This window comes from Stenotrophomonas sp. ZAC14D1_NAIMI4_1 (assembly GCF_003086775.1).
Taxonomy (GTDB): domain Bacteria; phylum Pseudomonadota; class Gammaproteobacteria; order Xanthomonadales; family Xanthomonadaceae; genus Stenotrophomonas.
In genome coordinates this window covers 4,231,724-4,250,773 of record NZ_CP026001.1, presented here as the reverse complement: position 1 = coordinate 4,250,773, position 19,050 = coordinate 4,231,724, and the positions used below count along the sequence as shown (strand labels likewise).

Annotated in this window: 15 protein-coding genes; 12 read left to right on the top strand and 3 right to left on the bottom strand. The window is 67.6% G+C overall.

All coding sequences use genetic code 11. The annotated features are described in order from the left end of the window. Positions 1 to 67 precede the first annotated feature (67 nt). The 12 genes from C1927_RS19290 (at position 68) to C1927_RS19235 (ending at position 13,026) form a co-directional block, all read left to right on the top strand. A complete protein-coding gene (locus tag C1927_RS19290; RefSeq protein ID WP_079225399.1) occupies positions 68 to 1,387 on the top strand; it encodes a M20 family metallopeptidase in 1,320 nt (439 codons plus the stop codon). An 803-nt stretch (positions 1,388 to 2,190) separates the two neighbouring features. Then, a complete protein-coding gene (gene queF, locus C1927_RS19285; protein WP_108747520.1) occupies positions 2,191 to 3,009 on the top strand; it encodes an NADPH-dependent 7-cyano-7-deazaguanine reductase QueF in 819 nt (272 codons plus the stop codon). Positions 3,010 to 3,248: 239 nt separating this feature from the next. Continuing rightward, positions 3,249 to 3,542, top strand: a complete 294-nt coding sequence (locus C1927_RS19280; protein WP_079223824.1) for a LysM peptidoglycan-binding domain-containing protein — start codon at positions 3,249 to 3,251, stop codon at positions 3,540 to 3,542. Positions 3,543 to 3,601: 59 nt separating this feature from the next. Continuing rightward, the gene (locus C1927_RS19275; protein ID WP_079223823.1) at positions 3,602 to 4,111 is read left to right on the top strand and encodes a hypothetical protein; all 510 of its coding nucleotides are present in this window, start codon (positions 3,602 to 3,604) and stop codon (positions 4,109 to 4,111) included. A gap of 348 nt (positions 4,112 to 4,459) precedes the next feature. Beyond that, positions 4,460 to 6,682, top strand: a complete 2,223-nt coding sequence (locus C1927_RS19270) for an NADP-dependent isocitrate dehydrogenase (RefSeq protein WP_108747519.1) — start codon at positions 4,460 to 4,462, stop codon at positions 6,680 to 6,682. A gap of 251 nt (positions 6,683 to 6,933) precedes the next feature. Continuing rightward, complete coding sequence (locus C1927_RS19265) at positions 6,934 to 7,878, top strand: hypothetical protein (protein WP_108747518.1); 945 nt, start codon at positions 6,934 to 6,936, stop codon at positions 7,876 to 7,878. Continuing rightward, positions 7,871 to 8,419, top strand: a complete 549-nt coding sequence (locus C1927_RS19260) for an ATP/GTP-binding protein (protein WP_108747517.1) — start codon at positions 7,871 to 7,873, stop codon at positions 8,417 to 8,419. Before C1927_RS19265 ends, C1927_RS19260 begins: the two co-directional genes overlap by 8 nt. Next, positions 8,412 to 8,828 (top strand): roadblock/LC7 domain-containing protein, encoded by a 417-nt coding sequence (locus C1927_RS19255; RefSeq protein WP_079223819.1) that lies wholly within the window; start codon positions 8,412 to 8,414, stop codon positions 8,826 to 8,828. The genes C1927_RS19260 and C1927_RS19255 overlap by 8 nt, the downstream gene beginning before the upstream one ends. Before the next feature lie 54 nt (positions 8,829 to 8,882). Further along, a complete protein-coding gene (locus tag C1927_RS19250) occupies positions 8,883 to 9,242 on the top strand; it encodes a hypothetical protein (RefSeq protein ID WP_079223818.1) in 360 nt (119 codons plus the stop codon). A 132-nt stretch (positions 9,243 to 9,374) separates the two neighbouring features. Then, positions 9,375 to 11,105, top strand: coding sequence for a bifunctional isocitrate dehydrogenase kinase/phosphatase (aceK, locus tag C1927_RS19245; protein WP_108747516.1), 1,731 nt, complete (start codon positions 9,375 to 9,377; stop codon positions 11,103 to 11,105). A gap of 165 nt (positions 11,106 to 11,270) precedes the next feature. Beyond that, entirely contained in the window at positions 11,271 to 12,062 is a 792-nt protein-coding gene (locus C1927_RS19240; protein WP_343125695.1) for an energy transducer TonB, read from the top strand. A gap of 91 nt (positions 12,063 to 12,153) precedes the next feature. Then, positions 12,154 to 13,026 carry an energy transducer TonB gene (locus C1927_RS19235; RefSeq protein WP_343125694.1) on the top strand — a complete coding sequence of 291 codons (873 nt, stop codon included), beginning with the start codon at positions 12,154 to 12,156 and terminating at the stop codon, positions 13,024 to 13,026. Positions 13,027 to 13,077: 51 nt separating this feature from the next. Here C1927_RS19235 and C1927_RS19230 read toward each other — a convergent pair whose 3' ends face one another. From C1927_RS19230 to C1927_RS19220, 3 genes are all read right to left on the bottom strand, one after another. Beyond that, positions 13,078 to 14,652, bottom strand: coding sequence for a sensor domain-containing diguanylate cyclase (locus tag C1927_RS19230; RefSeq protein WP_108747513.1), 1,575 nt, complete (start codon positions 14,650 to 14,652; stop codon positions 13,078 to 13,080). A 109-nt stretch (positions 14,653 to 14,761) separates the two neighbouring features. Further along, the gene (locus tag C1927_RS19225; RefSeq protein WP_108747512.1) at positions 14,762 to 15,778 is read right to left on the bottom strand and encodes a cupin-like domain-containing protein; all 1,017 of its coding nucleotides are present in this window, start codon (positions 15,776 to 15,778) and stop codon (positions 14,762 to 14,764) included. A 62-nt stretch (positions 15,779 to 15,840) separates the two neighbouring features. After that, positions 15,841 to 18,828: a TonB-dependent receptor gene (locus C1927_RS19220; RefSeq protein WP_108747511.1), complete on the bottom strand. Its 2,988-nt coding sequence runs from the start codon at positions 18,826 to 18,828 to the stop codon at positions 15,841 to 15,843. Positions 18,829 to 19,050: the final 222 nt, after the last annotated feature.

Sequence of the window (19,050 nt, the reverse complement as noted above, 5' to 3'; positions counted from 1 at the left end):
GAAGGAGGTTCCCGTAGCGGCGGTGTTGGCCTACATTCAGGTGCAGACCCCTTCCGTGGAGACCCCGATGCGCCGTTCGCTGCTGCTGTCCGCCCTGCTGCTGGCCCTGCCGGCCCTTGCCCACGCCCAGCAGGCCGAGCGCCCGGAGGTGACTGCCGCCGCGCAGCGCCTGCAGGCCCAGGTGGTGGAGTGGCGCCGTGATTTCCACCAGCACCCGGAACTGTCCAACCGCGAGGAGCGCACCTCGGCCGAGGTCGCCAAGCGCCTGCGTGCGATGGGCCTGAAGCCGAAGACCGGCATCGCCCACCACGGCGTGGTGGCGATCATCGAAGGCGGCAAGCCGGGCCCGAAGATCGCCCTGCGCGCGGACATGGACGCGCTGCCGGTGACCGAGCAGACCGGCCTGCCGTTCGCATCCAAGGCCACCGCGCAGTACCGCGGGCAGACCGTGGGCGTGATGCATGCCTGCGGCCACGATGCACACACCGCCACCCTGCTGGGCGTGGCGCAGGCGCTGGTGGCGATGAAGAAGGACCTGCCCGGCCAGGTGATGCTGATCTTCCAGCCCTCCGAGGAAGGCGCGCCGCCGCCGGAAGAGGGCGGTGCGGCGCTGATGCTGAAGGAAGGCCTGTTCGCCGACTTCAAGCCGGAAGCGGTGTTCGGCCTGCATGTGTTTTCCAGCGTGCAGGCGGGCCAGATCGCCGTGCGCGGTGGCCCGCTGATGGCCGCGTCCGATCGTTTCGGCATCAAGGTGGTCGGTCGCCAGACCCATGGTTCGGCACCGTGGAACGGCGTGGACCCGATCGTGGCCACCGCCGACCTGATCGGTACCGCGCAGACCATCGTCAGCCGCCGCGCCAACCTGTCCAAGCAGCCGGCGGTGCTGACGTTCGGCGCGATCAACGGTGGCATCCGCTACAACATCATTCCGGATGAAGTGGAAATGGTCGGCACCATCCGCACCTTCGACGAGGGCATGCGCCAGCAGATCTTCGCCGACCTGCGCAACGTGGCCGAGCACACCGCGGCCGCGCACGGTGCGAAGGCGGTGACCGACATCTACGAATCGGAGGGCAACCCGGCCACGGTGAACGACCCGGCGCTGACCGCGAAGATGCTGCCGAGCCTGCAGGCGGTGGTGGGCAAGGACAACGTGTACGAGCCGCCGCTGCAGATGGGCGCGGAGGATTTCTCGCTGTACGCGAAGGAAGTGCCGGGCATGTTCTTCTTCGTGGGTTCGACCAGCGTGGGCATCGACCCGGCGACGGCGCCGGCGAACCACTCGCCGAAGTTCCTGCTGGATGAGAAGGCGTTGGACGTCGGGTTCCGCGCGCTGATGCAGGTGAGCCTGGATTATTTGAACGGTGCTGCTACCCCGGCGGGGTAAGGGTTCCGGCAGGGCTTGCAGCCCTGCACCCGCTGCAGATCAACGTCAACGTCAAAGGCGTGCATTCCGTGGGTTGGCGGGGTGGGTCCGGTTGAGGGGGACGCCGTAAATACGTCCATGTAGGCTTGGTCGCGGCATCCATGCCGCTCACACCCCCTCAACCGGACCCACCCCGCCTTCGACAGTTTCCTGCGGTCTGTTGGTGCCCGCTGCTTTTGGTGGGTGCCGACCGTTGGTCGGCACGGCAGACGTCATGAACGTCTGAAGAATCGGCTTCTGATTTTGATTTTCCTGATCTTTCCCGGGATGGCGCGGGAAACTGTCCGTGGCCGGGTGGGTAGGTTGGCTGGGAACGGTGCTGCTACCCCGCCTTCGACAGTTTCACGCGGCTGTTGGTGCCCGATGCTGTTGGTGGGTGCCGACCGTTGGTCGGCACGGCAGACGTCATGAACGTCTGAAGAATCGGCTTCTGATTTTGATTTTCCTGATCTTTCCCGGGGTGGCGCGGGAAACTGTCCGTGGCCGGGTGGGTAGGTTGCGCAGGGGTGCGAGCGCCATGGATGGCGCTCACAAGCCCCCATGGGTGAGGGCGCTTTGCTTGCGAAGCACTGCTTCGCGAGTGCCCGAACGCACAGCCGCCAGCGGCTGGGCCGGACCCCGGAGGGGGGTTCACGGCGTCCCCTGCGCGGCCTACCCACCCGGCCAACCCTCAGTCCCCAGGCTTTCAGCACCCACCACGGGAGGGGCTCCGCCGTTGGCCGACCCGGCCGAAGGCCCGCCGCCACCGCGATACAATGGCGCCCATGAACACCCCCCAGGACTCCAGCCTCGGTCGCGAGGTCAGTTACCCGTCGCAGTACGATCCCGGCCTGCTGTTTCCCATCCCCCGCATCGGGGCCCGCACCGAGATCGGTCTCGATGACGCCGCGCTGCCGTTCGTCGGCCACGACCGCTGGCATGCCTTCGAACTGAGCTGGCTCGACCCGCGCGGCAAGCCGCAGGTGGCCGTGGCCACCGTGCAGGTGCCCTGCACGTCGCCGCGCCTGATCGAATCGAAGTCGTTCAAGCTCTACCTGAACTCCCTCAACAGCACCCGCATGGAAAGCGCTGAGGCGCTGCGCGAGCGCCTGGTGGCCGATCTGTCGGCCTGCGCGGGCGCGCAGGTGCAGGTGCAGTTCGGCCTGCCGCAGCTTGTCGAGTCGCCGCTGGGCGAGTCCATCGACGGGCTGGACGTGGAGATCGACTGCTACGGCCCGCCGCAGGCGGACTACCTCGCTGCCGATGCCGGGCAGGTGGTGGAAGAGACGCTGGTCTCGGCGCTGCTGAAATCCAACTGCCCGGTCACCGGCCAGCCGGACTGGGCGACGGTCAGCCTGCGTTACCGCGGCCCGAAGATCGACCGTGCCGGCCTGCTGCGCTACCTGATCAGCTACCGCGAGCATGCCGAGTTCCACGAGCAGTGCGTCGAGCGCATCTTCAGCGAGGTCTCCACGCGCTGCCAGCCGCAGTGGCTGGAAGTGGAGGCGCGCTACACCCGCCGTGGCGGCCTGGACATCAATCCCTGGCGCGCCAGCCACGGGATCGCCGGCCCGGCCGCGACCGTCCGCGAGCTGCGCCAGTAACCGCCGCAGGCGGTTACGGGTAGCGCCGGGCCACGCCCGGCGAGCGCAGCGGCCAGAGCAGAAGCCGCCGGGCACGGCCCGGCGCTACCGTGGTTCGCAGGCGGTTACGGGGTGCGCCGGCCACTCTGGGCCCGATTGTTCAGCCGCCCCCCGTGGCGGCTTCACATCTGCACCATCCCCATTTAACAACCACCATGTCACCGTGCCATCCACGTAGTCATGCAGACGGGAGTGTGTGGATGAGCACCGAGAAGAAGGCCGATTTCTCCGGCGTCACCGCCAGCGTCGACAGTACCGCCGAGCTGGTACCCAAGGCGGACTTCTCCGGCGTCACGTCATCGGTGGACAGCACCGCCGATGTGGTCAGTGTCGGCACGTATACCGTGCAGAAGGGCGATTCGCTGTCGAAGATCGCCAAGCAGCACCTGGGCGATGCCAATGCGTGGAAGAAGATCTTCGAGGCCAACCGTGATGTCCTCGACGACCCGGACAAGATTTTCCCGGGCCAGACCCTGAAGCTGCCGCCGAAATGACCGGCCCGCGCCCAGCGGCGCACGAAGGCCGTCCGACAATCCCTGCGAGGAACACCCGAATGATCAAGACCAACCCGCTCCATGCCGCCCTGATCGCCGCCCTGCTGGGCAGCGTTGCCCTGGTCGGTTGCAAGAAGAACGAAGAATCCACCGACAGCAACGCCGCCCCGGCGGCGACGACCCCGGCCGAGCCGGCACCGGCACCCATGACCGGCGCGCCGCCGCCGATGGCTGAAGCCGCTACGGTCGCCGTATCGGCCGTCACCGTGGGCAAGACCGCTGCCGCTGACAAGTCGGTGGCCCCGGCGGCACTGTTCGCGCCGAAGGACGATGTGATCGTCTCGGTGCGTACCGATGCCGCCGCGAACAACGTCACCGTCGGTGCCAAGTTGACCTTCCAGGATGGCCAGGTGGCCGGCGAGCAGAACGCCACGCTGAACGCTTCCGGTGCCGAGACGACCAACATCACGTTCAAGAACGCCAATGGCTGGCCGGCAGGCAAGTACCGCGCCGAAGTCATGGTCGATGGCAAGGCGGCCGGAACGCCGCAGGAGTTCGAGGTCAAGTAAGTCCCGCCGACTCTCTCCCGGTTGGACTCACGATGGGCGCAGCCGCGAGGCTGCGTCTTTTTTTTTGTGGCTCCTGGGAACGCTCCATCCACGCATGGCGTGGATCTACTGGCAGGCACAGCTGGCATGGTTGCATCCGATACCACGCAGCTGGATCACAGCGTTGCCGTGGTGCAGTACCGCAGCGTATGGGATGACTTTGCCCCGCGCGGCTGAAAACGCGACAATGCAGGGGTTTCCCCGCCGCGCGCCCACCCTGACGGCGACGGGGGAAAGTGACACGGTTGCACGTGGCACGGCGCCTGCGCCGGCCTTCCCCTGAGAACCGCTACAGAGTCCAAGTCCCCCATGTCCAAGATCCTCTACACGCTGACCGACGAAGCACCGTTCCTGGCTACCCAGTCGCTGCTGCCGATCGTCGACGCCTACACCGCCACCGCCGGCATCGTGGTGGAAACCCGTGACATCTCGCTGTCCGGCCGCATCCTGTCGCTGTTCCCGGAACTGCTCAGCGACGCGCAGAAGGTCAGCGACGACCTGGCCGAGCTGGGCCAGCTGGCGACCACTCCGGACGCCAACATCATCAAGCTGCCGAACATCTCCGCCTCGGTGCCGCAGCTGAAGGCGGCCATCAAGGAACTGCAGGACCAGGGCTACCCGCTGCCGGATTACCCGGAAACCCCGGCCGACGAGCAGCAGCGCGACTACAAGGCGCGCTACGACAAGGTCAAGGGCAGCGCGGTGAACCCGGTGCTGCGCGAAGGCAACTCCGACCGCCGCGCACCGCTGTCGGTGAAGAACTACGCGCGCAAGCACCCGCACCGCATGGGCGCCTGGGCGGCCGACTCGAAGTCGCACGTCGCGCACATGGCTGCCGGTGATTTCTACGGCAGCGAGAAGTCGGCCACCGTGGCCAACGCCGGTTCGCTGAAGATCACCTTCCACGGCAAGGACGGCAGCGCCGTCGTGCTGAAGGAAAAGACCGCGGTCAAGGCCGGCGAGATCGTCGATGCCGCCGTGATGAGCCGCAAGGCGCTGGCCGCCTTCATCGGCGAGCAGATCGCTGATGCCAAGGCCCAGGGCGTGCTGTTCTCGCTGCACCTGAAGGCGACCATGATGAAGGTCTCCGACCCGATCATGTTCGGCGTGGCCGTCAACGAGTTCTACAAGGACGTGCTGGCCAAGCATGCCGACGTGCTGAAGCAGGCCGGTTTCGATGCCAACAACGGTATCGGTGACCTGGCCGCGCGCCTGCCGTCGCTGCCCGAAGCCACCCGCGCTGCCATCGAAGCCGACCTGGCCGCCGAGTACGCGCAGCGTCCGGGCGTGGCCATGGTCAACTCGGACAAGGGCATCACCAACCTGCACGTGCCGAGCGACGTCATTGTCGACGCCTCGATGCCGGCGATGATCCGCGACTCCGGCAAGATGTGGAATGCCGAAGGCAAGCTGCAGGACACCAAGGCCGTCATCCCCGACCGCTGCTACGCCGGCGTCTACCAGGCCGTCATCGACGACTGCAAGGCCAACGGTGCCTTCAACCCGGCCACCATGGGCTCGGTGCCGAACGTCGGCCTGATGGCGCAGAAGGCCGAAGAGTACGGCTCGCACGACAAGACCTTCCAGATCGCTGCCGATGGCGTGGTCAAGGTCACCGACGAGGCCGGCACCGTGGTGTTCGAGCACGCCGTGGAAGCCGGTGACATCTGGCGCATGTGCCAGACCAAGGACGCGCCGATCCAGGACTGGGTGAAGCTGGCCGTCGAGCGCGCCCGCCTGAGCAGCACCCCGGCCGTATTCTGGCTGGATGCCGCCCGCGCCCACGACGCGCAGGTCATCGCCAAGGTCGAGCAGTACCTGAAGGACCACGACACCAACGGCCTGGACATCCGCATCCTGCCGCCGGTGGAAGCGACCGCCTTCTCGCTGGAGCGCATCCGCAAGGGTGAGGACACCATCTCGGTGACCGGCAACGTGCTGCGCGACTACCTGACCGACCTGTTCCCGATCATGGAACTGGGCACCAGCGCCAAGATGCTGTCGATCGTGCCGCTGATGGCCGGTGGTGGCCTGTTCGAGACCGGTGCCGGTGGTTCGGCCCCGAAGCACGTCCAGCAGTTCGTCGAAGAGGACTACCTGCGCTGGGATTCGCTGGGTGAATTCCTGGCCCTGGCCGCGTCGCTGGAACACCTGGGCAACCGCTACGACAACGCCGCTGCCCGCGTGCTGGCCAAGGCGCTGGACGAAGCCAACGGCCAGTTCCTGGACAACGACAAGTCGCCTTCGCGCAAGCTGGGTGGCATCGACAACCGCGGCAGCCACTTCTACATCGCGCTGTACTGGGCCCAGGCCCTGGCCGCGCAGGACGAAGACGCCGCACTGAAGGCCCGCTTCGCCCCGCTGGCCAAGGCACTGACCGACAAAGAGCAGAAGATCGTCGACGAGCTGGCCGCGGTGCAGGGCAAGGCCGTGGACATCGGCGGCTACTACCGCCCGGACGTGGCCAAGGCCAGCAAGGCGATGCGCCCGAGCGCGACCTTCAACGCCGCGTTGGAGCAGCTGCGCGGCTGATCCATCGCCCGCAGGAAGTGACATCGAAACCCGCGCTCCGGCGCGGGTTTCTTTTTTCCTGGGGATCCGACCCCATTTCCCGGAACCGTCAATACGGCATGAAACTTGCCCACGATGGCCGTCGCAGAACGGATCAGTGCGTGCCTGCGGTCGCCGTCGATCTGAGCAATCGATCACGACGGCCGCGCGTGGCGATGCCCTAGCCTTGGCGACGCGAGACCGCCGGGGAGGCGGTCGCCCGGGGAACACGGATGGCACGCGTGCTGGTGGTGGGAACCGATCTCCAGGGCGAACAGGCCCTGCTGCAGCGGCTGCGCCTGGCCTCGGCCCTGCCCGATGGGCAGGTGTGCCGCAGCCAGGACCTGGACGACTGCGACCTGCTGGTGGTGCGCGACACGCCGGCGCTGCGCAATGCCGCGCTGCGCATGCGCGAGCAGCGGCCGCGCCTGCAGTGCTGGATCGAAGGCATCGGCGGCCAGCTGCGCGAGGGCCATGGCCGCCAGGATGTCCTCGATGATGGAGCCATCGGCCGCGCGCTGCGTGGCATGCAGGGCAGCGCCGAACCCGCGCCGGTGCGCCTGGCCGACGGCGCCCATGCCATCACCCGCCTGCTGCGCGAGCGCCTGCCGGTGCGCCAGGGCCATGCACTGCTGGGCGAGAGCGGGCAGCCGCTGCTGCTGCTGGATCTGGAACAGGACCAGGCGGTACTCCTGCAGGAGCCGGCCGCCGTGCTGGTGGAACGCCTGGCCCAGGGCTTCGAGCATCTCCATCTGGACGCGCTGACGCCGGCGCAGTTCCGGGTGCTGGCAGGCAACCGCGCGCGCCAGCCGTTGCGGCCGCTGCTGTGGCAATGGGCGCAGCGCAGCCGCCACTGGCACGCACTGGACGAGCGCCTGCGCGGTGCGGCGGTGAAGCTGCTGCGCTGGCCCGACTTCCGCGTGCTCGGCCACGACCACGATGGATTCCGCCTGTGCTCGCTGCTGCTCAAGCGCGCGTGCACGGTGGACGAGTGCGCGGCGTTGCTGGAGCTGCCGCCAGCCGCCGTGCGCGACTTCATCCATGCCGCCTACCTGTGTGGCTACGCGCAGCTGCAGGCTGCCGCGCCGGTAGCTGCCGCGCCGAGGGGCAGCAGCGCCGACCATGGCCTGCTGGCACGCCTCTGGCGCAGCCTGCGCGGGAGCGAGCGCAATGCGTGAGCACAAGGTGGTGGTGCTTGGCGGCATGGGCAGTGGCAAGTCGACCCTGGTGCGCAGCATCGCGGCCGGTGCGGTCATCGACACTGACGTCGCCAACAGCGACCGTGCGGGCGCGGACAAGGCCTCGACCACGGTCGCCCTGGATTACGCCGACATCGACCTGCCCAACGGTGAGCGCCTGCGCCTGTACGGCACGCCCGGCCAGCAGCGCTTCGACTTCCTGTGGCCGATCCTGCTGCAGGGTGCGCGTGGCGCGGTGCTGCTGCTGGATGCGCGCCGCGCCGGCGTCGCTGACGAACTGGATGCCTACCTGCAGGCGCTGCGGCCGTTTGCCGGCACGCTGGCGCTGGTGGTGGCGGTGACCCACCTGGACCAGGTGCCCGATGCGCAGCTGGACGACTGGGCCAGCCGGGCGTGCCTGGATGACCAGCCGCTGCCCCTGCTGCCCGTGGATGCGCGGGACCGCGCTCAGGGGCTGCTGCTGATGGATGTACTGATGAGTGAAATGGAAGCACACGCACTGGTGGCCCTGCATGGCTGATGGACAGGTGGCGACGCTGCCCGATGCCGGCCAGCGCGAGCGCCTGCAGCCGCTGCTGCAGGACCTGCAGCGGCGCGTGGAAGGGGTGCGCACGGTGGTGCTGGCCAGTGTCGATGGCTTCGCCCTGGTCAGTGCCGGTGCCGAAGGGCGCGGCGAGCGGCTGGCCGCGATGACCAGCGCGATGCTGGCCCTGGCGGCGGCGGTGGGTCGCGAGCTGGCGCTGGGCGATCTGCAGACGCTGATGCTGGAAGCACTGGGCGGCAAGGTGCTGATGCTGGCGATCCAGGCCGAAGGCCGCGCGCCGCTGCTGCTGATGGCGGCCTGTGACCAGCGCAGCGTGATCGGCCAGGTGCTGTGGCAGAGCAGGGAATGTGGCCAGGCGATCCTGGCCGAACTCAGCGGATCGTGAGCCCGGCCGCAGGGGAACGAGGGGCTCGAACCAACACTGACAAGGGGATACGACGTGGCTGGACTGACCGAATCGCTGAATGCACTGATGGGTATCGACGGCGCGCAGGCCGTGGCGCTGGTCGACTACGAGAGCGGCATGCTGCTGGGCGAAGCCGGCGCGGGCATGGACATGGAAGTGGCCGCCGCAGGCAACACCGAAGTGATCCGCGCGAAGATGAAGACCGCCGCCTCGCTCAACCTCAATGACAGCATCGAGGACATCCTCATCTCGCTGGGCAAGGCGTACCACATCATGCGCCCGGTGGCGAAGAAGCGGGGCCTGTTCTTCTACATCGTGCTGGACCGCGCGAAGAGCAACCTTGCCCTGGCCCGGCGCAAGGTGCAGGACGTGGAATCCGAGCTGGCGATCTGAGTCCCCTGCCTGTGTAGAGCCGAGCCCATGCTCGGCTGCTTTCGAGCAAAGCCAGCCGAGCATGGGCTCGGCTCTACACAATCCACCCCACGCCGGCGTATGGTGAATGCCCGTCTCCCTGCCGAGCCGTGCATGTCCCAGCCTGACCTCGCCGCCGACCTGGCACCGCGCATCGCCGTGGCCATCCGCGATGGCTTCGAGGACTACCACGCCCGCTTTGCCGCGATCACGGCGCGGGCGCGGCTGCGCTTCGAGCAGCGCGACTGGACCGCCGCGCGGCAGGATGCGGTCGAGCGCATCGCCCTGTATGACCTGTGCATCGCCGAGCGCATGGACGCGCTGCGGCGCATGGCCGGCGATGCCATCGGCGTGCGTGCGCTGTGGCTGCAGGTGCACGCGCACTACAGCGCGCTGCTGCAGGGGCTGATCGACGCCGAGCTGTACAAGACCTTCTACAACACCCTGGCGCGGCGCCTGTTCGCGACCCGGGGCGTCGACCCGGCGCTGGAGTTCATCGCGTTCGACATCGAACCCTCCGATGCGATCACCCACCCGGTGGCGCGCCACACCTATGCGGTGTCGCCCACGCGCCCGGTGGAGGCGCTGCAGCGGGTGCTGGCCGATTACCGCTTCGACGTGCCGTATGCACACCAGCTGCGCTGCGCGGCGGCCATCGCCATCCGCCTGCAGGATGACCTCGCGCACTGGGGCGACACCCCGGTGCGCAGCATCGAGCTGCTCGACACCGTGTTCTACCGCGAACGCCGTGCCTACCTGGTCGGCCGCGTGTTCGGCGAACACCGCTTCTCGCCCTGCATCATCGCCCTGGTCAACGACGAACAGGGCCTGCGTGCCGACGCGGTGCTGACCCGCCGCCGTGACGTCGCCCATCTGTTCGGTGTCTCGCGCAGCTATTTCCAGGCCGGCCTGGCCACGGTCGGTGACGCGGTGGTGTTCCTGCGCAGCCTGCTGCCGGGCAAGCCCATCGACGAGATCTACACCGTGCTGGGCCGTGCCAAGCAGGGCAAGACCGAGCGCTACCGCACCTTCTTCCGCCACTTCAACGAATACCCGCACGAGCGCCTGGTGCACGCCGAGGGCACCCCGGGCATGGTCATGGCGGTGTTCACCCTGCCCAGCTACCCGCTGGTGTTCAAGCTGATCCGCGACCGCTTCGCCTGGCCCAAGGCAATGTCGCGGCAGCAGGTGGAAGAGAAATACGCGCTGGTGTTCAACCTGGATCGCGTTGGCCGCCTGCTCGATGCACAGCCGTATCGCCACCTGCGCTTCCCGCGCGAGCGCTTCGCCCCGGCGCTGCTGGACGAGCTGTTGCAGCAGTGCGCGCAGAGCGTGCGCGTGCAGGGCGATGAGATCGAGATCGCCCTGTGCTACGTGCAACGCCGTTTCCGCCCGCTGAACCTGTACCTGCGCGAGCAGGGTGCGCCGGCCGTGCGCGCGGCCGCGCTGGACTACGCGCAGGCGATCACCGACATGGCCCGCAACAACATTTTTCCCGGTGACATGCTGCCGAAGAACTTCGGTGTGTCGCGGCATGGTCGCGCGGTGTTCTATGACTACGACGAGCTGTGCCTGGTCAGTGACTGCGTGTTCCGCGCCTGGCCGCAGCCGCGCACGCCGGAAGAAGCGCTTGCCGACGAGCCGTGGTTCCATGTCGGCCCGCGCGATGTGTTCCCCGAGCGCTTCGGGCCGTTCATGGGGCTGCCGGCGCAGGAGCTGGCAGCGGTGCGCGAGCACTACCGCCACCTGTTCGATCCTGCCTGGTGGCAAGGCCTGCAGGCCCGCTTCGCCAGTGGCGATTACCCTGACACGCCACCGTATGCCGCCGATCATCGATTGGCCTGACCGACCCGGCCACTGGCCCTGCGGCGCGAAACTCGGTTAGGCTGGACCATCATTGCCAAGGATCCGGTACCGATGCGCTCATCCCTTTGTCTTGCCCTTGCCCTGGCGGTCGGCAGCGTTGCCGCCATCACCGCTTTTGATGCCCCTGCGCAGACCACGAAGGCGGTGCGCGCCACCGCCGAGGCCAGCATGGTGCTGACCGGCACCATCGAGGTGGCCACAGACGGCTCGGTCAGCAATCTTGTACTGGACCAGCGCGAGCGCTTGACGCCCACGATCGCTGGTTTCGTCGACGGCACCATCCGCAGCTGGCGCTTCGAACCGACCGTGCAGGACGGACGTGCGGTGTCCGTGACGGCACCGATCCGCGTGCGCCTGCTCGGCAAGCCTGCAGCTGACGGCACGATGGAAGTACGCATGACGGGCGTCAACTTCAACGTGTACAGCGACAAGGATACCGACACCGTGACGCGGCGCGAGATGGGGCCGCCGAGCTATCCGCAGCAGGCGTTCCGCAACGGCGTGCAGGGCGAGGTGGTGCTGCTGATCAGGGTGGACCGGAACGGCAATGCAGCCGACGTCGCCACCGAGCAGGTGAACCTGGGGGTCGTGGGGCCAGAGCGCTCCATGCGGCAGATGCGTGATCTGTTTGCCAATGCCAGCATCGCCGCCGCCCGCAAGTGGACCTTTGCACCGCCGACCACCGGAAAGGACAAGGACGCTGCCGAGTGGACGGTCCGTACGGTGGTCAGCTACACGATGAGTGACGGACCGGGCGTCCAGCCAACGCCCTATGGCGTCTGGAAGCCCTTCATCCCGGGCCCGCGCCAGTCGGCGCCGTGGCGCCAGCAGGATGTCGCGCAGGAGGGGAGTGACCTGCTGCCGGCCGGCGGCGTGTACATGGTGGATGGTGCCAATCGTGGCCTGCGTCTGCTGACGGCACTGGCAAAGGACTGAGTCCCATCCGGTCCCTCGTGTTCCAGGACGGCGTGGCATGCCGCGCGCTGGCAACGAGGGGCCTGTCTTTCAAGCACAAGGAGTGAGTGTGATGCGATCTTCCCTATTCCTGGCCTTGACGCTGGCCCTCGGCGGCGGCGCCGGCTGCATCGGCAACGCAGACGCGCAGAGCGTGCGCGAGGTGCGCAAGCAGATGGAGGCCAGCATGACGCTCAGCGGCGTCATCAACATCGGCCGCGAAGGCCAGGTCGAAGGCTTCCAGCTGGACCACCGTGACAAGGTGGCCGCCGACGTGGCGCGCCTGGTCGAGGGCACGGTCAACAGCTGGCGCTTCGAACCGGTGCTGGTCGACGGCAAGGCCGTGCGCGCGCGGACCGATGTCCGCCTGCGGCTGCTGGCGGACAGCCTGACCGGCACCACCATGCAGGTCCGCGTGGCCGATGCGAACTTCGGCCCGGTCGATGAAGAGAACACGCTGTCCAGCGACAACGTCAGGGCGCTGAAGATGCGCCCGCCGGTCTACCCGGAACGGGCGGTGGCCATCCGCGGCCAGGGTGAGGTGACGCTGCTGGTCAAGGTCGGGCGCGATGGCAAGGTGGCCGACGTGGTTGCCGAGCGCACCAACCTGACCGTAGTGGCACCGGAACGCCAGATGCAGATGCTGCGTGACGTGCTGGCCAAAGCCAGCGTGAGCACTGCCCGCAGCTGGACGTTCAGCATTCCGACCACCGGCGAGTACAAGGACGAAGAATTCTGGACCGTGCGCGTGCCGGTCAACTACGCCTTCGACTCCCGGTCGGAGCGTTACGGCCGCTGGTCGGCCTACATCCCGGGCCCGCGCCAGCAGGCACCGTGGAAGACCGGCGAAGACGAAAAGGCCACCGGTAGCGACCTGCTGCCCGAAGGCGGCGTCTACATGGTCGGCCGCAACGACGGCCCGCGCCTGCTGACCCCGCTGGGCTGAGCAGCGCGGTGACGACAGCGCCGGGTATCGCCCGGCGCTTCCATGTGCAGGTCACTCCGCGTGCGGGTACACCACCACGCGGTTGCGGCCTTGTTCCTTGGCCAGGTACAGCGCCTTGTCGGCCAGCCGCAGCGCTTGTTCCACATCGGCATGGAACGTGGGGAAGTGGGCCACGCCCAGCGACACGGTGAGGGTGCCGACCGGCGCGAACGGCTGCCCGGCAATCGCCTGGCGCAGGCGCTCGGCGGTCTGCTGCGCCGCCGTTACGCCAACGCCCGGCAGCAGCACCAGGAATTCCTCGCCACCGGCGCGGCACAGCACGTCGGTTTCGCGCGAATGGCGGCGCATCTGCTCGGCGATATGGACGATGGCGGCATCGCCGACGTCATGGCCGTGGCCGTCGTTGATCGACTTGAAGCGGTCGATGTCCAGCGCCACGATCGCGAAAGGCTGGCCCTGTGCCTGCAGCATCTCCAGCGCGTTCTGCAGACCGCGGCGGTTCAGCAGCCCGGTCATCGGATCGGTGCGGCTGGCGCGGTTGAGGGTGCCGATACGGTCCTGCAGTGCGTTGAAGCTGTACAGCACCGCCTGCTTCAGCTGCGCCACTTCGAAGTACCACGCGCGGATGCCGGTGACGTGGTTGATCGCATTGCCGGTGTCTTCGCCTTCCTGCACGTTGCGCGCCAGCTGCCACAGCGGCATCGAGATGCGCCGCGCGAACCACCAGGTGATCAGCAGCGACAGCACGCCCAGCGGGATCGCGTTCCAGATGACCGAGGTCATCAGGCGCGACAGCGGCTGCAGGGTCGCCTCGGTCGGGCGCTGGGCGATGATGCCCCAGCCGGTGACCGGCACCGGGGCATAGCCGGACAGCTGGGCCACGCCATGGTTGTTGACCAGCTGCTGGCTGCCGGAACGACCGCCCATCACCGCCTTCACCGCCGCGTTGTCCAGCGCGTAGGTGCCCACTTCCTTCGGGTTGTTGTGGTAGATGATGCGGCCGTTGTGGTCGACCACGTACAGGTAGGACCCGTCGCGGTAGTAGTGCTTGCCCAGCAGCGTGTGCAGCGCGCTGCGCTGGCGCAGGTACAGCGTGCCGCTGACGTAGCCGAGGTAGGTGCCCTGGCGGTCGAACACCGGGTGCGACAGCGAGATCAGCAGCTTGCCGGTGGCCGACTGGTAGGGATCGCTGATCAACGGCTGGCGGCGCGCCAGTGCCTGGTTGCTGCCGAAGCTCTTGAGCACTTCGCCCTGCAGCTGCAGGGTCTGCGGTGAGGTGGCGATGACCAGGCCGCTGGCATTGACCACCAGCGAGGAGTTGAAGCTGCTGGACTGCAGCTGCAGGCGGCTGGCTTCGTCCTGCGCGTGGCCGGCATCCAGCCCGCTCTCACCGAGCCGGGTGGCAGCGTAGGCCAGCTGCTGCTGCGCGGACAGCAGGAAGGTCTGCGTCGTTTCGGCCAGCTTGCTGGTGTAGACGCGGTTGGCTTCCAGGGTGTTGCTCACCAGTTGGTCGCGCTGCACGCGGTAGCTGGCCAGCAGTGTGTTGCCGAGGGCGATGAGCGTACTCAGCAGGGCCAGCGCAAGAATCAGCTTGCCCAGGTTGAGGCGGTTGGAGATGGGTGGCATGCAGCGACTGCGCCCACTGCTGCGGCAGCGCAGCCGGGCACGAACGGTGGGGGAGCCGCCATTATGGGCACATTCGCCCGCCGCGGGGGACAGGCCCGGTGTCCCGGTGTCAGCGTTGCAGGCGCCGCCGCAGCGTATCGCGCACGCGCTCGGCGCCCGCCGCATCCAGCGGCGCGAGCACGCCACGCGCATCCTGCGGCACATGCGCGGCCGTATGTTCGCCCGCATCGAACACATAGTGGTCGAGCATCGTGCGCCAGTGCGTGCGCTGTTCCGGCGGCAGGTCGCGCAGGGCGAGGATGGCCAGCATCAGCGCGTTCATCGGCGAATCCATCCACGCCGGCACCGGCCGCCACCAGCTGTTGACCAGCACGTTGAATGGTTCCAGGCCTTCCATGTGGTGCCACCACAGCGAGGGAATGAACACCGCATCGCCCGGTTCCAGCTCGGCCACCAGGGCCTGCTCCCAGGCCTGGGCGAAGCGCGGGAAGCGCTGCAGGTCCGGTGCATGGAAATCGACCATGCTGATGGCCTGTCCGGCGGGGGTGAAATCCAGCGGCCCGACATACAGGTTCTCGACCTGCGCCGGCGCGAACAGGGTGACGCGGCGGCGACCGGCCGCCACACACGCCAGGTTGTCCGGCACGTCCTGGTGGGCGGCGATGCGCGAGCGGTTGCCGATCCAGATGCTGGCCAGCGGATCGGCGACGCCCAGGTGCAGCGGGTTGGCCTGGCTGAAGCCGGGCAGGAAACTGTCCAGCGTGGTCGAGGCGACGTAGATCGACGGCGGCGCGGGATCGCTGGCGTACTTCAGCAGGGTGGCCAGCACCACCTTCAGCGGGATCTGTTCGCGGCGGAAATTGAAGCCGCTCATGTCCTCGTTGTAGAACAGCCGCCCGTGCGTGTCGGGTGCGGCGGTGGTCGCCGTCACCGGCATCTGCCCGTGGTCGAAGCCGGCCAGGTGGGCCACCGCCTCGGCGGCGGACCGGCGCGCGGCCCTCACCAGTGGCCAGTGCGCCACCAGCCCACGGATCACCTTCGGCGTCGTCCAGGTGGGCAGCTGCGCGTGCAGCTGCGCCGGGTCCAGGCCGTGGATCTCTTCGATGGGGCGGGGCTGGGGCAGCATGCGCGGGTATCCGGAGCGGAGTGGAGCCGAGCATGGGCTCGGCTCCACAGTACTGCAGCAGGTCAGAACTTGTAACGCACGCCGAACATGTAGCGCGGGCCGGTCTGGGTGGCGTAGCGCAGCATGTTGGTGTGGCGCGAGTAGGTGCGCATGGTCTCGTCGGTCAGGTTGATCGCTTCCAGGCTCAGGGTCAGCTGCTCGCTCACCGCGTAGCTGATGTTCAGATCGAGCTGGCCGTAAGCCGCGGTGTAGTTCGGGTTCGGGCCCTGGCCGCCGATGCCGTTGAGGAACTTGTCGCGCCAGTTGTAGGCCGCGCGCACCTGCCAGGCGTTCTTGTCGTAGAACGCGACCAGGTTGGCCGAGTCGCTCAGGCCGATCATCGGGTACTGGTCGCCCAGGCTGAGGTTGTTGAAGGTCAGCCCGGACTTCACCTTGGTGTAGTTGGCCGCCAGGCCGAAGCCGGATTGGCCGAACAGGTGCTGCACCGCCACTTCCCAGCCGTCCAGGTGGTCCGAGTGCTGGTTGGCCGGCACGGTGATGTCGAAGCCGGCGATCGGATCGGTCGGCAGGCCTTCAATGGTGCCGGTCAGCTGGCCGGCCGAGTTGACGCCGGTGAAGTTCACGCCCGGGTCGCCGGCATGGTTGGTGAAGATGTAGTCGCGGATGCAGGGCATGTCGGTGCCGCCGCACGACACCAGTGCCTCGTTCCAGTAGGCGCCGCCGACGGGCGTGTGCAGGTTGCCGCTGTTCTCGCGCACCACGGTGTCGCTGATGAAGTTCTTGATGTTCTTGCGGAAGAAGCCAGCCGAGGCGTAGCTGGCTTCGCCGTAGTACCACTCCAGCGAGAGGTCGAAGTTGTCCGAGATCAGCGGCTCCAGGCTGGGGTTGCCGCGGCTGCCGCTGCCACCCTGGGTGCGCACGATGTCGGCCAGCGACTGGCCGCTCTGGATCTGCGTCCAGCTCGGTCGGCCCAGCGTGCGGCTGTAGCTGCCGCGCAGTGCCAGCGATTCGCTCAGGTCCAGCGTCAGGTCGACGTTGGGCAGCACGTAGTCGTACTTGCCGCGGCCGCCGATGAAGCTGCTTTCCGGCGCGTAGACGATGTTCAGTTCGTTGGCCGAGCCCCAGCTGATGCCGGTCGGCACGCGCACCATCGCGTTGGATTCCACTTCGGTCTGCTCGTAACGCACGCCGGCGGCCACGTGCAGCGGCATCGACCAGTCGAAGGTGGTGCGGTACTGCAGGAAGGCGCTGCGCGTCTTCTCGGTGGTGCGGATGTCTTCGGAGTACTCGCTCGGTGCGTAGTAGCAGGTCGGGCAGGCCGGGTCGGCAGCGGTACCGACCTGGGCGGCGCGGTCGATCAGGCGGTCGAAATCGAACACCAGGAACTGGCCGGTCAGGCGCGGATCGCTGTGCCCGGAGAAGGCCTTGAAGTACTTGGCCATGTTGTCGGCGTACCAGATGTCATCGGCATAGTCGGCCGGCGAGCCGAGGCCGCCCCAGGTATTGCGCTGCATGATGGCCGAGGCCGAGCGGTTCTCCACCTGGGTGTGGCCGATGCCGAAATCCAGCGCCGAATAGTCGGCGAAGCGGAACGTGCCGCGGCCCTGGTACTGCTGCACCTCGGACTTGTTGTAGCTGTTCTGGAACACCGAGCCGGTGACCAGCGCATCGGAGGCCTGCACGCCGCCCGGGGGCAGCGCGATGTTGATGATCGGCAGGTCACCGCTGTAGTCGACGGTGGTCTTGCCGCGCACGAAGGCGGCCACGCCAAGCACGCCGGCCGAGCCATAAGGGCTGTCCGGCTGCGATTCGGCGGTGGAGTTGTGCGCATCGAACGACAGGTCCAGGGCGTCGTTCACTTCCCAGTCCACGTTGAAGCCCAGCGAGTGCATGCCGGTCTTGGTGGCCAGCCGCGCGCCGCCCATCGACACGTCCGAATTGGTCATGTCTTCGCTGTAGATGATCGGTGCAGCCACCGGGCCATTGGTCCAGGTGCTGTCGCCCGGGCCGTAGTTGAACCACACCGACAGCTCGCTGCGCTGCTGCTGCACCTTGTTCTCGACATAGGTGTAGTCCAGCGTGGTGGTGACATTGTCGGTCGGCTTCCACTGGAACGTGGCCTGCGCGTTGGTGCGCTGGCGCTGCACGCCGTTGACGTTGTAGGCGGTGTTCTGCGGCCGCCCATACACATCGTTCGGGCCCGGCCGGTTGGTGATGCGGTCCGAATAACCCTGGCCCGGCTGCGGCAGGGTGCGCCCATCGGTGGTGTTGTTGCCGTAGAACGTCGCCCAGCCCTCGGCCACGGTGGCCTGGTTGAAGCCGGAATCGCGCTCCTGGTGGCTGGCACTGAAGGCCACGCCGAAGCGGTCGTCGGCATAGCGCTGGCTGAAGATGCCCGACAGTTCGCCGGTGACGTTCGACCCCTGCAGCGTGCGCGGCAGGTTGTCGTTGGAGGAATCGTTGACCGCCTTCAGGCCGAGGCTGATCACCGGCTCCGATTCCAGCGGCCGCAGGGTCTTGATGTTGATGGTGGCGCCGATGCCACCGGCCGGGTTGTCGGCGCGGCTGGTCTTGTACACCTCCACCGCCGAGATCGATTCGGAAGCGAGGTTGGCGAAGTCGAACGAGCGCGAACCGTTCAGGCCGGCACCGCCGTTGCCGAGGTTGGACGCGGGCATCTGGCGGCCGTTCAACAGCACCAGGTTGTAGTCGGGGCCGATGCCGCGCACGGTCACCTTGGAACCTTCGCCGCTGGAGGTGCGGTCGATCGATACGCCGCTGATGCGCTGCAGCGATTCGGCCAGGTTGGTATCCGGGAACTTGCCGATGTCCTCGGCGACGATGCCATCGACCACGCCCTGGCTGTCGCGCTTGAGGTTCATCGACGACTGCAGGCTGCCGCGGATACCGGTGACCTGCACGGTATCGAGCGTGGCCGGGTCGGGCGTGTCGCCGGCAGGTGCGTCCTGCGCCCATGCCGGTGCGGCGAGCGCTGCGAGCAGCGCGGAAGTGAGCATCGTCTTGCGAGGTACTGCCTTGTACGTCTTCATGGAAGCTCCCTCCCCAGGGAATTCGGTTGTGTCGTTGCGGCGTTGTCTCGATCGCGGGTTACTGCACGTGGCCGGATTGGAGCGACGGTTGACAGCGTTGTCAACAAACTGCCATCAAGTGCGCCTGGCCAACGCCTGCGTGGGCCGCGATGTAACCGTTGCCATGCACCTGCTCACGCCGATGAATTGCCTTTGGCTGCGGCATCTGCAGCGCTTTTTCAG